Origin of the sequence: Segniliparus rugosus ATCC BAA-974, from assembly GCF_000185725.2 — a bacterium.
In the GTDB taxonomy this organism is placed as follows: domain Bacteria; phylum Actinomycetota; class Actinomycetes; order Mycobacteriales; family Mycobacteriaceae; genus Segniliparus; species Segniliparus rugosus.
In genome coordinates, this window is record NZ_KI391954.1 from 1,203,163 (window position 1) to 1,215,534 (window position 12,372).

Annotated in this window: 13 protein-coding genes, 2 tRNA genes and 1 pseudogene; 14 read left to right on the plus strand and 2 right to left on the minus strand. The window is 69.7% G+C overall.

The window, feature by feature from the left end:
* The first annotated feature begins 21 nt into the window (after nt 1-21).
* The 13 genes and pseudogenes from HMPREF9336_RS15470 to pdxS all read left to right on the plus strand — a co-directional run bounded on the left by HMPREF9336_RS15470 (nt 22) and on the right by pdxS (nt 9,973).
* Nucleotides 22-93: transfer RNA gene (locus HMPREF9336_RS15470), tRNA-Val, on the plus strand.
* Nucleotides 94-124: 31 nt separating this feature from the next.
* A tRNA-Val gene (locus HMPREF9336_RS15475) sits at nt 125-196 on the plus strand.
* Between the two features lie 126 nt (nt 197-322).
* Entirely contained in the window at nt 323-604 is a 282-nt protein-coding gene (locus HMPREF9336_RS15480) for a TIGR02611 family protein (protein ID WP_021030834.1), read from the plus strand.
* 83 nt (nt 605-687) lie between these two features.
* The gene (gene thrS / locus HMPREF9336_RS15485; protein ID WP_007468674.1) at nt 688-2,739 is read left to right on the plus strand and encodes a threonine--tRNA ligase; all 2,052 of its coding nucleotides are present in this window, start codon (nt 688-690) and stop codon (nt 2,737-2,739) included.
* A 22-nt stretch (nt 2,740-2,761) separates the two neighbouring features.
* A complete protein-coding gene (locus HMPREF9336_RS15490; protein ID WP_007468676.1) occupies nt 2,762-3,310 on the plus strand; it encodes an ATP adenylyltransferase in 549 nt (182 codons plus the stop codon).
* 54 nt (nt 3,311-3,364) lie between these two features.
* Nucleotides 3,365-3,682: pseudogene (locus tag HMPREF9336_RS19265) on the plus strand (YbjQ family protein); the annotation flags it as partial.
* A 203-nt stretch (nt 3,683-3,885) separates the two neighbouring features.
* Nucleotides 3,886-4,617: a CDP-alcohol phosphatidyltransferase family protein gene (locus tag HMPREF9336_RS15500; protein WP_007468680.1), complete on the plus strand. Its 732-nt coding sequence runs from the start codon at nt 3,886-3,888 to the stop codon at nt 4,615-4,617.
* Complete coding sequence (locus HMPREF9336_RS15505; protein WP_007468682.1) at nt 4,614-5,528, plus strand: phosphatidylinositol mannoside acyltransferase; 915 nt, start codon at nt 4,614-4,616, stop codon at nt 5,526-5,528. Before HMPREF9336_RS15500 ends, HMPREF9336_RS15505 begins: the two co-directional genes overlap by 4 nt.
* Nucleotides 5,525-6,652, plus strand: a complete 1,128-nt coding sequence (locus HMPREF9336_RS15510) for a glycosyltransferase family 4 protein (RefSeq protein WP_040585684.1) — start codon at nt 5,525-5,527, stop codon at nt 6,650-6,652. Before HMPREF9336_RS15505 ends, HMPREF9336_RS15510 begins: the two co-directional genes overlap by 4 nt.
* Nucleotides 6,649-7,161, plus strand: a complete 513-nt coding sequence (locus HMPREF9336_RS15515) for a LemA family protein (protein WP_007468686.1) — start codon at nt 6,649-6,651, stop codon at nt 7,159-7,161. The genes HMPREF9336_RS15510 and HMPREF9336_RS15515 overlap by 4 nt, the downstream gene beginning before the upstream one ends.
* Before the next feature lie 18 nt (nt 7,162-7,179).
* The gene (locus HMPREF9336_RS15520) at nt 7,180-8,067 is read left to right on the plus strand and encodes an SCO6745 family protein (protein ID WP_021030836.1); all 888 of its coding nucleotides are present in this window, start codon (nt 7,180-7,182) and stop codon (nt 8,065-8,067) included.
* Between the two features lie 150 nt (nt 8,068-8,217).
* A complete protein-coding gene (locus HMPREF9336_RS15525; RefSeq protein WP_244431684.1) occupies nt 8,218-8,973 on the plus strand; it encodes a sensor domain-containing protein in 756 nt (251 codons plus the stop codon).
* Between the two features lie 97 nt (nt 8,974-9,070).
* A complete protein-coding gene (pdxS, locus tag HMPREF9336_RS15530) occupies nt 9,071-9,973 on the plus strand; it encodes a pyridoxal 5'-phosphate synthase lyase subunit PdxS (protein WP_007468692.1) in 903 nt (300 codons plus the stop codon).
* Nucleotides 9,974-9,976: 3 nt separating this feature from the next.
* Here pdxS and HMPREF9336_RS15535 read toward each other — a convergent pair whose 3' ends face one another.
* Nucleotides 9,977-10,753 carry a DUF4241 domain-containing protein gene (locus tag HMPREF9336_RS15535; protein WP_021030838.1) on the minus strand — a complete coding sequence of 259 codons (777 nt, stop codon included), beginning with the start codon at nt 10,751-10,753 and terminating at the stop codon, nt 9,977-9,979.
* The gene (locus HMPREF9336_RS17680; RefSeq protein ID WP_007468697.1) at nt 10,750-11,463 is read right to left on the minus strand and encodes a DUF2071 domain-containing protein; all 714 of its coding nucleotides are present in this window, start codon (nt 11,461-11,463) and stop codon (nt 10,750-10,752) included. The genes HMPREF9336_RS15535 and HMPREF9336_RS17680 overlap by 4 nt, the downstream gene beginning before the upstream one ends.
* Nucleotides 11,464-11,556: 93 nt before the next feature.
* Here HMPREF9336_RS17680 and HMPREF9336_RS15545 point away from each other — a divergent pair, with 93 nt between their 5' ends.
* Nucleotides 11,557-12,324 carry a class I SAM-dependent methyltransferase gene (locus HMPREF9336_RS15545; protein WP_007468698.1) on the plus strand — a complete coding sequence of 256 codons (768 nt, stop codon included), beginning with the start codon at nt 11,557-11,559 and terminating at the stop codon, nt 12,322-12,324.
* The last annotated feature ends 48 nt before the right edge of the window (nt 12,325-12,372 follow it).

The following is a 12,372-nucleotide window of genomic DNA, read 5'->3' on the forward strand; positions in this document are numbered from 1 at the left end:
ATGTCGGCAGGCTCGGAGCCCGCGCGATTAGCTCAGCGGGAGAGCGCTTCCCTGACACGGAAGAGGTCACTGGTTCAATCCCAGTATCGCGCACTGCGGCGGACACGTCCGCCGCGCGAGGTAAGGTCTCGTGGCTCAGTGGAAGAGCGTCCGCCTCACACGCGGAAGGTCGCTGGTTCGATCCCAGCCGGGACCACATCAAAGGGTTCAAGTCAGCATTGCGCGAACGGCCGCTCCTCTATCGCGAACGGCCGCTCCTCTATAAGGCGTACCGGGTCGCGGTGGCGCTCGTCGGGGGATCATTCTCATCGCGGGCGTGGTCATGATCCCGTACCCCGGTCCGGGCTGGGCGGTCCTTTTCCTCGGCCTCGGCGTCCTCGCCACGGAGTTCCGCTGGGCGGCCAGCGTCTTGCGGTGGACCAAACGGCGTTACGACCGGCTCATGGAGTGGCAGCGCGGGCAGCCCCGTTGGCTGCGGGCGTTGATGGCGCTCTCCGTGGCGGTGTTCACCGCGCTGACGTTGTGGCTGCTCGGGGCGTTCGCGTTCGCGGGGCGGCTGTTCGGATGGGACGAGCCGTGGCTCGCCAGCCCCTTGGGGATCTGAAAATTTCTCCGGCCAGGCCGGTTACCATGGTCAGACCCGAAACCTTGTCTTGTCTCAAGCCCAGTCCGAACGGAGCAACCCACATGGCCGATTTGATCGCCCCGCCCGCCTCAGCAGCCGCGCTGAAGGTGCTGGCCGGGACGACTGCGAGCGCCGCCGTGCGGGAGGCGGGGCTCGCGACCTCGGGTCCGGAGGCGGTCGTCGTGGTGCGCGACGCGGACGGGGCGCTGCGCGACCTCGCCTGGTCTCCGGAGGCGGACGCACTGGTGGAGCCGGTTTTGGCGAACACCGAAGAGGGCCGCTCGGTCATCCGGCACTCCGCCGCGCACGTGCTCGCGCAAGCGGTGCAGCAGGAGTTCCCCGAGGCGAAGCTCGGGATCGGGCCGCCGATCAAAGACGGCTTCTACTACGACTTCCGCGTGGACCGCGCGTTCACCCCGGAGGATTTGGCGCGCCTCGAGACGCGGATGCGCAAGATCATCAAGGCTTCGCAGCGGTTCGCCCGCCGCGTCGTCGAGGTGGAAGAGGCCAGGGCCGAGCTCGCGGGCGAGCCGTTCAAGTTGGAGCTGATCAGCGACAAGTCCGGCATCGACGACCCGGAGGTCATGGAGGTCGGCGGGGCCGAGCTGACCATCTACGACAATCTGAACCCGCGCACGGGAGAGCGGGAGTGGGCAGATCTGTGCCGGGGCCCGCACATCCCGACCACCAAGCACATCCCGGCGTTCAAGCTCACCCGCAGCTCGGCGGCGTACTGGCGCGGCGACCAGTCCCGCGACAGCTTGCAGCGGATCTACGGCACCGCGTGGGAGTCCGCCGAGGCCCTTGAGCGGCATCTGGAGCTGATCGCCGAGGCGGAGCGGCGCGACCACCGCAAGCTCGGCACGGAACTGGACCTGTTCAGCTTCCCCGACGAGCTCGGCTCGGGCCTTCCGGTGTTCCACCCTAAGGGCGGGATCCTGCGCAAAGAGCTGGAGGACTACTCGCGCGCCAAGCACATCGAGGCCGGCTACGAGTTCGTCAACACCCCGCACATCACCAAATCCCACCTCTACGAGGTCTCCGGCCACTTGGACTGGTACGCGGACGGCATGTTCCCGCCGATGCACGTCGACGCGGAGCTTGACGCGGACGGCGCGGTGCGAAAGCCAGGGCAGGACTACTACCTCAAGCCGATGAACTGCCCGATGCACAACTTGATCTTCCGCTCGCGCGGTCGGTCGTACCGGGAGCTGCCGCTGCGGCTGTTCGAGTTCGGCTCGGTGTACCGGTACGAGAAGTCCGGCGTGATCCACGGGCTCACCAGGGTCCGGGGGATGACGCAGGACGACGCGCACATCTACTGCACCCGCGACCAGATGAAGGACGAGCTGGCCAAGACCTTGCAGTTTGTGCTCGATTTGCTGCGCGACTACGGCCTTGACGACTTCTATCTGGAGCTTTCGACCAAGGACGAGGAGAAGTTCGTCGGGTCCGACGAGATCTGGGAGGAGGCCACCCGGACGCTGGCGGAGGTCGCCGAGGCGTCCGGACTCACGTTGGTGCCGGATCCGGGCGGCGCGGCGTTCTACGGCCCGAAGATCTCGGTGCAGGCGAAGGACGCGCTGGGGCGGACCTGGCAGATGTCCACGATCCAGCTCGACTTCAACCTCCCCGAGCGGTTCGGCTTGGAGTACACCGGCCCGTCCGGGCACCGGGAACAGCCGGTCATGATCCACCGCGCGCTCTTCGGCTCCATCGAGCGGTTCATCGGCGTGCTGGTCGAGCATTACGCCGGGGCCTTCCCCGCGTGGCTCTCGCCCGTGCAGGCGATGGGCATCCCGGTGAGCGACGACCACGTCCCGCACCTGCGCGCTTTCGTCGACTCGCTGCGCGCCGGCGGCGTCCGGGCGCACCTGGACACCAGCGACGACCGGATGCAGAAGAAGATCTTCACCCACACCGCGCAGAAGATCCCCTTCCTCGTGCTGGCTGGCGCGCGGGACGTCGAGGCGGGGACGGTCAGCTTCCGGTTCCGCGACGGCGGCCAGCGCAACGCGGTGCCGGTGGACGAGGCCAAGCGCCTGGTCCTGGACTGGGTCGCCCGCCGGGAGAACGCCTCTCCCACGGCGGAGAGCTTCGGTCTGGAGGGCTAGCGGCCGATGAGCGAGTGGTGCCATGGCTGAATCCGACGAGACGCTGCGCGACCAAGGCCCAGGGGAGCCGGACCACCTGGCCCGGCTCTGGTCCCCGTTCCGCATGCAGTACATCGCCTCGGGGCCCAAGACGGGCGAGGCCGCGAACCCGTTCGCGGACCTGCCGAGCTTCTCCGACGAGGAGAGCCTCATCGTGGCGAGGGGCGAGTTCGTGTACGCGGTCTTGAACCTCTACCCCTACAACCCCGGGCATCTGATGGTCGTGCCGTACCGGACCGTCTCGGAGTTCGAGGAGCTGACCGGCGAGGAGAGCGCCGAGCTCGTGGTGTTCACGCAGGAGGCGCTGCGGACGATCAAGCGGATCTCCCGTCCGCACGGCTTCAACGTCGGGTTCAACCTCGGAGCCGCGGCGGGCGGGTCGGTCGCCGCGCACTTGCACCTGCATATCGTGCCCCGCTGGGGCGGCGACGCGAACTTCATCACGGTCATCGGCGCGAGCAAGGTGATGCCGCAACTGCTGCGGGACACACGGGCTCTGCTCGCCGCCGCGTGGGGACAGGACCCGTCCTGACCGGTCGCGTACGCTAAGGGCGATAAAAATCGCGTGGAGCGAGAGGAGACGGCTGTGCTTGTGGTGACGACGAACGACATACCCGGTTGGGAGATCCAGCGGGTGTGCGGCGAGGTGTTCGGCCTCACCGTCCGTTCCAGGAACGCGTTTTCGCAGATGGGATCCGGTTTCAAGTCGATATTCGGCGGGGAGCTGCAGGGCATGACGAAGAACTTGACCGAGAGCCGGAACCAGGTGATGGGCAGGATGATCGAGGAGGCGCGCGCCCGAGGCGGGAACGCCGTGGTCGGCATGCGGTTCGACACCTCCGAGATGGGCGATGTGTTCACCGAGATGTGCGCGTACGGCACCGCCGTCGTCGCGGTCCCCGTCACCGAAGCCGCCAAGCAGACCGCCGCGCAGCTCGGCTACCCGTCGTTCGGGCCCGGCGGGGCGAGCCCCCAGCTCCCCGGCGCGCAGCCCGCGCTGCCCCAGCAGCAGACCCCGCAGCTCCCCGGAACGGGCGGGGCGCACCCCCAGCAGCCCGGACCGTACGGCCAGCCCGGAGGATACCCGCCGTATCCGGGGCAGCAGTAGTGCTCTCGTCGCTCATCAAGCCGGTCGTCTCGAAGGTCATCGCGCCGCTGGGCGGCGGGCTGGTCCGCATCGGGGTGACCCCGAACGTGGTGACGGTGGTCGGCACGGCGGGCACCGTGCTCTCCGCGCTGGCGTTCTTCCCGACCGGCCAGCTCTTCTGGGGCGCGGTGGTGTGCGGGGCGTTCGCGGTCTTCGACATGCTCGACGGCGCGGTCGCCCGCGCGTCGGGCGGCGGCACGAAGTTCGGCGCGGTGCTCGACGCGAGCTGCGACCGGATCGCGGACGGCGCGATCTTCGGCGCGCTGGCCTACTGGGCCGCGTTCCCGTGGGGAGCCGAGAGAATGGGCCGGGTCGCTGATGCTTATTTCACAACGGCTCCTCCGAAATACCTCTTCGTCGGGAAGGGTTTAGATTCTCCAGCCTCGACAACGCTCAGCGCGGAGGGGTTCCAACTCCTCTTTGTCGGCCTGCTGGTCTGCCTCGTCTCGGCGCTGACGATCTCGTACATCAAGGCCCGCGCCGAAGCGAGCGGCTTCTCCGGGGACGGCGGTTGGATCGAGAGGCCAGAACGGCTCGTCATCGTGCTCGTCGGAGCAGGGTTCAGCGGGTTGGGCTTGTGGTGGGCATTGCCCGTCGCGGTCGCCTTCTTGGCCGTCACCAGCGTGATCACCATCGGCCAGCGCATCGTCTCGGTCTGGCGCGACGCCAAGCGGGCAGACGGGCCGCGATGAGCGAGAGCCTGAAAGAGCGGGCCGCCACCTGGGGCTACAGCGCGGGCTGGGGGCTGGTCCGCCGCGCGCCGGAGAGCCTCGCCCGGACGGCCTTTCAGGCTGGCGCGGACCGGGCGTTCCGGCGAGGGGCAGGGGCGCAGCTGCGCAAGAACCTCGCGCGGGTTCTGGCCGTCCCCGCCGACCAGGTGCCGGACGAACTGGTCCAACGCAGTTTCCGCTCCTACGCGCGGTATTGGCGCGAAGCGTTCCGCCTCCCGGCGATGGACCACGCCCGCCTGTCGCGGGAGGTGGACGCGGCGGTGGCCCGGCAGGAGCGCTTGGACGCGGCGGTGGCGGAGGGGCGCGGCGTGGTGATCGCCCTGCCGCATATGGGGAACTGGGATTTGGCCGGAGTGTGGCTGGTGGCGCGGCACGGGCAGTTCGCCACGGTCGCCGAACGCCTCAAGCCTGAGTCGCTGTACCAGAAGTTCCTCGCCTACCGCGAGTCGTTGGGCTTCGAGATCCTGCCCCACGTGTCCAGCTCGGACGAGGCGAGGGGGGAGGGGCCGTACCAAATCCTCGCCCAGCGGCTGCGGGAGGGCAAAGTCGTGTGCCTCCTCGCGGATCGGGGCATGAGCCGGGGCAGCGTCCCTGTGCAGTTCTTCGGCGAGGCGGCGCGCTTCCCCCTCGGCCCGGCGAAGCTCGCGGTCGAGACCGGCGCGGCACTGGTCACCGCGCACACCTGGTACGAGGCAGGGGAGCCCGAGGGACCGTGGCGGGCCGAGGTCGGGCCGAGGATCGACACGTCGGAGGGAGTCGAGGCCGCGACGGCGCGGATCGCCGAGGCCTTCGAGGCGGCCATCGCCGGGCGCCCGGCGGACTGGCACATGCTGCAGCCGCTCTGGGAAGCCGACCGGGGACGGCCGAGGTGAGGATCGGCATGGTGTGCCCGTATTCTCTCGACGCGCCGGGGGGCGTGCAGGCGCACGTGCTCGAACTCGCCAAGGTGCTCATCGACCAAGGCCACGAGGTGCAGGTCATCGCCCCGGCGAGCGGGGCGGCGGAACTGCCGGACTATGTCTTCACCAGCGGGCGGGCCCTCGCCGTGCCGTACAACGGCTCGACCGTGCGGCTGCAGTTCGGCCCCGGCGCGCTCGCGAAACTGCGGCGCTGGATCGCGGCGGGGCGTTTCGACGTGCTGCACGTGCACGAGCCGAGCGCGCCGAGCCTGTCGTTCCTGGCGGTCAGGGCCGCAGAGGGGCCGATCGTCGCGACGTTCCACGCGGCGGCGACCCAGTCGCTGATCCTTTCCGCGCTCCGCTCGGTGATCACCCCCTGCTACGAGAAGATCATGGGGAGGATCGCGGTCTCCCCGCTGTCGCGGCGGCTGCAGATGCAGACGGTCGGCGCGGGCTCGGTGGAGATCCCTAACGGATTGCACGTGCGGGAGTTCCAAGATGCCGAGCCGCTGCCGGGGTACCCGCGCGGCGGCGGGACGGTCGTGTTCCTCGGCAGGTACGACGAGCCGCGCAAAGGCTTCGCGACGCTGCTTCGGGCGCTGCCGCGCCTGGCTGCGCGGCACCCGGACCTGGAAGTGCTCGTCGTCGGGCCGGGCGACGAGCAACGGGCGCGGGCGAAAGCCGGGGCGCACGCCGCCCGGCTCCGGTTTTTGGGCCGGGTGAGCCATGCGGAGAAGGCCGCCGCGTTGCGCTCGGCGGATGTCTTCTGCGCCCCCAACACGGGCGGGGAGAGCCAGGGCATCGTCCTGTTGGAGGCGATGGCTGCGGGCGTGGCCGTCGCGGCGAGCGACCTGGAGGCGTTCCGCAGGGTGCTCGGCGGCGGACGGGCTGGGGCGCTGCTCCCAGTCGGGGACGCGTCGGCGTGGGCTGAAGGCGTGAGCGCGCTGCTCTCGGACCGCTCGTGCCGGGCGCGGTACGTCGCGGAGGGCAGAGCGGTGGTCGCGGCGTACGACTGGGACGTGATCGCCAAGCAGATCCTGCGGGTGTACGAGACGGTCACGGTCGGCTCTCCCGGGGTCCGGGTCGCCCGCGCATGATCGTGTTGGCCTCGGCGCTGCTCGGCGCGCTCGTCGTCGGGCTGCTCTTGCTCGCGGGATGGCTGGTCAACACCGCGCGGCGGCTGGACCGTCTGCACGTGCGCCGAGACTTGGCCTGGCAGGCGCTCCTTGCGGCCTTGGACCGACGCGCGCTGGTGGCGCGGACCGCGGCGGCGCGGCTGGGCCCGCAAGGGGGGGAGCTCGCCAGGCTCGCCCGCGCGGTGGAGGCGGCGGACGTGGCCGACAGGGAGCGGCTGGAGAGCGAGCTGTCGGTTTGCCTCGGCGCGTTGGGCGCGGAAGGGACTGACGCGCTCGGCGAGCAGCTCGTCGAGGAGCGGGCGGACGCGGAGGCTCGGGTGCGTTTCGCGCGGAGCTTCTACAACGAGGCGGTCAGAGACACGCTCGCGCTGCGCGCCAGGTCCGCCGTTCGGCTCTTCAAACTCGCAGGCAGCGCGCCATTGCCCGCGTATTTCGAGATTGTCGAAGGGGCCGGTCCCCTGGTCGAGTAGATTTGTGACGTGTCTGGCATGCCGAACTCCGCCGAACTCACCCCTGCGCAAACGACTCGGGCGATGCAGCCCTTCGACCGGATCCACGCGAGCGGTTACTTCTTCCCCGAAGTCGCCGAGCGCTTCGCCGAGATCGGCGTGACGGACGCCCACACGCGCTATTTCGCCTCCCGCGTCGCCCCGATGGGCGCGGTGGCCCCGGAGGTCGTGGTGGCGACGTTCTACAACTTCAATCCGGAGCTGGTCGTGCGGAGCATGGCGGCCGCGTGGTCGCTGGCCGCTCCGGAAGAGTACTGGTCCGTCCGCCTCGACGGGGTCGGAGCGGGGCTGCGGCGGGGGTGGGGCGAGGAGCTGATCGCGTCGGCCGAGTTCGCCGAAGCGGCGGAGCTGGCCGAAGCGGCGGCGAGGACGTTGGACGCCTCCGACGCGCCCGGCCGCCCGCTTTTCGCGGGACATCTGCGCATGCCGTGGCCGCAGGAGCCGCACCTGCGGCTCTGGTTCGCGCTCACGCTGCTGCGCGAGCACCGGGGCGACGGGCACATCGCGCTCCTCGTCGGGCACGGGCTGACCGGCCTCGAGGCGGGCATCACCTACTACGCGACCGGGGCCGCGCCGATGCCGAAAGCGTTCATCCTTGCCACGCGGGGCTGGTCGGCGGAGCAGTGGGACGCGGGTGCGGACTCGCTGCGCGAGCGCGGCCTGCTCGAAGACGGGCCGCAGGAGGCGTTGACCGAACAGGGTCGGGCGTTGCGCGACCGGATCGAGACGCTCACCGACCACATCGCCGAAGCGCCGTGGCGACGGCTCGGCCCGGAACGCTCCGCCCGCCTGGTCGAGCTCCTCGGGCCGCTTCGGGCCCGGCTGTACGAGTCCGGGGCGATCCCCGGCGGAGCGCCTCGCCCCTAGCGGCCACACTGGGCTCATTGGTACTGGGCTCATTGGTCACACGAGTCCCACCAGTCAAACACGATCTGGTAACACAGGGCCTTGGCCGGCCCTTCTCGGAGTGTCGGCGGCGCACAATTTCCAGGAAATAACACTCATGGAATTCAGTGAGTGCCCGGAACCAGCGAGGCGACGATGAAGATGTACCCCAGCACACGGACCCTATTCCCCACGGCGCTGCTGTTCGCCTGCGCGTCGCAAGCGGCCTTCGGCTTCGTCCCGGCCTCGGCGGCCCCTGCGGGGGATTCGATCGACTCGATCCTCGTCTCGGTGGCTTCCGCGAACGAGGTGTTCTCGCACACCTTCACCTCCTCGCCGGTGAACTCGGCCCCGTCCGATCCGGAGAAGGCGCTCGGCAACTGCGGCAACGCGCAGGCCGCCGCGTTCTCCGACCCGTGGACCGCGTACCGCTCGGTGCACTACAGCACGTACAACAACCTCGGCCCGACCCAGCGGGTCGCGGTCTACGCCGACGAGGCCGCCGCCGCGAAGGCGTTCGGCAAGCTGACCGCCCAACTGGCCTCCTGCAAGTCCGCCGCCCCTGCGGCCCCCGCGCCGACGGGAGCCTCGTCGGCTCCGGAGCCTGGGCAGCCTGCTGGAGAGAGCACCGCTCCGGCGGCCCCGAGCAGCGCGGCGCAGCAGCCCTCGGCTTCGGGCTTCACCGTGTCGGACTCTACGGCGGACAGCGCGAAATGGGATGACTACGTCGGCTTTAGCCATGTGTCCGGCATGCCGTACCACTGCTACCGCGAGGCGCATCAGCACGCGGCGGTCGTGTTCGAGGTCGAGACGTGCGACCTCGACGACAACGGCTCGCTGACCTCGGCGATGGCCGCGAAGATGCTCTCCCAGATCCCCTCCGCCTGATCCCTCGGGAGACCGCGAGCAGGCCAGTGGGAAACCACTGGCCTGTTCGCGTTTGGAAACGTGATTTCTGGCCTGCGCGGCGGCTTACGATGAAGGCATGACGACAGAGCAACAGATCCACCAGACCGGCACGGCGAAAGTCAAGCGAGGCATGGCCGAGATGCTCAAGGGCGGCGTGATCATGGACGTGGTCACTCCTGAGCAGGCGAAGATCGCCGAGGACGCGGGGGCCGTCGCGGTGATGGCGCTCGAGCGCGTCCCCGCCGACATCCGCGCGCAGGGCGGCGTGGCTCGGATGAGCGATCCCGAGATGATCTCGGGGATCATCGACGCGGTGAGCATCCCGGTGATGGCGAAGGCTCGGATCGGCCATTTCGTGGAGGCGCAGATCCTGCAGAGCCTCGGGGTGGACTACATCGACGAGTCCGAGGTGCTGACCCCGGCGGACTACACCCACCACATCGACAAGTGGAAGTTCACCGTCCCGTTCGTCTGCGGGGCGACGAACCTCGGCGAGGCGCTGCGCCGGATCGCCGAAGGAGCCGCGATGATCCGCTCCAAGGGCGAGGCCGGCACCGGCGACGTCTCGAACGCCACCACCCACATGCGCTCCATCGGCGGGGAGATCCGTCGGCTGGCCTCGTTGGACGAGTCCGAGCTGTACGTCGCGGCGAAGGAGCTTCAGGCCCCGGTCGAGCTGGTCAAAGAGGTCGCCGCCGCAGGGCGGCTGCCGGTGGTGCTCTTCACCGCCGGCGGGATCGCGACGCCCGCGGACGCGGCGCTGATGCGCCAGCTCGGCGCGGAAGGCGTGTTCGTCGGCTCGGGCATCTTCAAGTCGGGCGACCCGTCCGCGCGGGCGAAAGCCATTGTCGCGGCGACGACCTACTACGACGACCCGGACATGCTCGCGAAGATCTCCCGAGGGCTCGGCGAGGCGATGGTGGGCATCACCGTCGACTCGTTGCCGGTCTCGCACCGGCTCGCCGAGCGCGGCTGGTGATTCTCAGCGCGCCTTCGGGCAGCGCGCGGGCTCGTCGGACTTCGGCACGACGAGGAAGTCGGTGACGAACGACGTGATCTGGCCTTGCGCGGAGCGTCCGACGAACGTGGGATAGGAGCCGTCGCCGAAACCGGTGGTCACGGTGACCAGGTTCGCGCCGCTCGCCGGATCGGCCACCACGTTCAAGAGCCCAGGGATCGGGTCTCGGAACCAGTGCGCGGAGCTGGGGGAGAGGAAGGCTTTCTCGAAGCGGGCCTCGTCCCAGCCGGACAGCGCGGCCACAGCGGCCACGTCGGCGATCGCGCCGGTCGCGGCGTCGCTCGGATACCCGTAGTACTGGTCCTCGCCGAGGTCGCTCCCGTCTTGGCCGGGGCGCAGCGCCGGCTGCCAGGAGGCGGCGGGCTCGTCGGAGACGACCAGCTGCAACGCCGCCACCCGCCGCTCGGTCGGCGCGCAGTCGCGGGAGAGCTGCGCGACGAAGGCCTTGACCTGGTAATCGCCCGGTGCGATGGCCGCAGTGAACGGCTCCGGGTCCGCTTCGGCGTAGACGATGGGGTCGAGCGCGGTGATCCGCCCGGTAGGGATGCGCTCGAAGCCCGCGTCCCGCTCCTCGATGACGTATTCCCCGTACGTGTCGCGATAGGTCGAGCCGTCCGTGGTCAACCGGTCCAGATCGGGGAGGTAGGGATCGGCCCGCGCGGCGGGCGGCGGGGCGAGCGCCAGATCGCAGCCCAGCGCGGCGGCGAGGCCGAACGCCCATGCCAGCTTGGCCGCGCTCACGCGGCGGCTCGCAGCGCCTGGCGGGGCAGCGAGGCTTCGGCCCAGGCGACCCCCACGTCCTCGATCAGATACGACGGGGCGGGGCGGGCGCTGGCGAAGCCCGCGAGGAACGCCGATTCGATGTGCTCGACTGCGATCTCTCTGGCCTCGCGATGCTTGGGGACCATGCGGACCGCTTCGAGCGCGCCGTTATGGCCGGGGGAAACGCCGACGTTCGCGTTCACGCATGCCCCCGCGATCTGGTCGCACACATCGACCGGCTCGGCCTCCCGGTCGATTCTGGCCCGGACCGCGACGTCGAAGCCGCAGGACGCGCCGCGCGTCGCGACTGCCCAGTCGATCAGATCGCCCGTCTGCTCGTGCCGGATGTCCGCGCGCTCGTGGACTCCGGGGAAGATCCGTCCGCCGACGAGCGGCAGCAGGCGCGAGTCGGTGTGCCGGACCGGGACATAGACGCCGACGGTCGTCGCGCCGGACTCGGCCTCCCACTCCACGGAGATCCGATGCGCGGCGGCTTGGAACCCGAGGCCGAGGAAGTCGGGGAGCGGATCGGGCCGCACCTGGCCGAACCGAAGGAGGCAGCAGCCCACGACGACCCCGGAGCCGGTCACGTGCGGGCGCACGCCTTGCGGTAGCCGGGGCCGTACCTCGTCAGGGTCGGCCACAAAGTTGACCAACAGCCGCCGCTGAATATGCCCGGACACTTGCATCCGCGTAGCCTCCTCCACTGACGATTCCGACCAGTATGACAGAGGCCTCCGCCACATGCCTCGGCGAACCGTGTCGCTGACTAGGATGGGGGAATGACGGAGACTTCAGCCGCGTTCGACCTCGACAAACTGCCGAGAGGGGGGCCGCGCGCCTCGTGGCTCGATCGGTTCCTGCAGACCGACCGGCAAGAATTCCTCGACCGGGACGACGTGCCCTACCGGGTCAAAGGGTCGGTGATCCGCTCCTTGGACCGGATGGGGGAGCAAATGCGGTGGCACGAGAAATTCGCCGAGCTCGCCCTCGAACAGGTCGCGGGCACCCCGAGCCCGAAGATCCTCGAACTCGGCTCAGGCCACGGCGGTCTGTCGCGGAAGATCCTGCAACTGCATCCGAGGGCGGAGGTCGTGATCACCGATGTCGAGCCGGAGTCGGTGGCGAAGATCCGGAATGGGGATTTGGGCAGCCATCCGAGAGCGACGGTCAAAGTCGAGGACGCGACCGCGATCGACGCCCCGGCCGGGACGTACGACCTCGCGGTTTTCGCGCAGTCCTTCCACCATCTGCCGCCGAAGCTGGCGAGCCGGGTGCTCGGCGAGGGGACACGGGCGGCCAAGAAGCTTTTGATCATCGATGTGCTGCGTCCGCCGTCGTTGATGCTGCTGGCGGGCCTGCCGATGTTTTTCTCTTTTGCGGCGGTCACGCAGGGGCTGCCGACCGCCCACGACGGGTTCATCAGCTTGTTGCGGGCGTACCGGCCCGCCGCGTTCCGCGCGCTGGCGAAGGCCGCCGACCCGGACATCAAGCTGTGGACGAGGGTCGATGGGTTCCAGCAAGTGGTCGTCGCCAGCAAGCTGGTGTGAGGATCGCAGACCGAGCCCAAAGGCCGTCAGGTGAAAAGCGACGTATCT

Excerpts from the sequence above, each read along its gene's own strand:
- HMPREF9336_RS15515 (WP_007468686.1), top strand. The coding sequence starts at position 6,649 with ATGATCGTGTTGGCCTCGGCGCTGCTCGGCGCGCTCGTCGTCGGGCTG.
- HMPREF9336_RS17680 (WP_007468697.1), bottom strand. The coding sequence starts at position 11,463 with ATGCAAGTGTCCGGGCATATTCAGCGGCGGCTGTTGGTCAACTTTGTG.
- HMPREF9336_RS15480 (WP_021030834.1), top strand. The coding sequence starts at position 323 with ATGATCCCGTACCCCGGTCCGGGCTGGGCGGTCCTTTTCCTCGGCCTC.
- HMPREF9336_RS15545 (WP_007468698.1), top strand. The coding sequence starts at position 11,557 with ATGACGGAGACTTCAGCCGCGTTCGACCTCGACAAACTGCCGAGAGGG.
- HMPREF9336_RS15520 (WP_021030836.1), top strand. The coding sequence starts at position 7,180 with ATGCCGAACTCCGCCGAACTCACCCCTGCGCAAACGACTCGGGCGATG.
- HMPREF9336_RS15490 (WP_007468676.1), top strand. The coding sequence starts at position 2,762 with ATGGCTGAATCCGACGAGACGCTGCGCGACCAAGGCCCAGGGGAGCCG.
- HMPREF9336_RS15505 (WP_007468682.1), top strand. The coding sequence starts at position 4,614 with ATGAGCGAGAGCCTGAAAGAGCGGGCCGCCACCTGGGGCTACAGCGCG.
- thrS (WP_007468674.1), top strand. The coding sequence starts at position 688 with ATGGCCGATTTGATCGCCCCGCCCGCCTCAGCAGCCGCGCTGAAGGTG.
- pdxS (WP_007468692.1), top strand. The coding sequence starts at position 9,071 with ATGACGACAGAGCAACAGATCCACCAGACCGGCACGGCGAAAGTCAAG.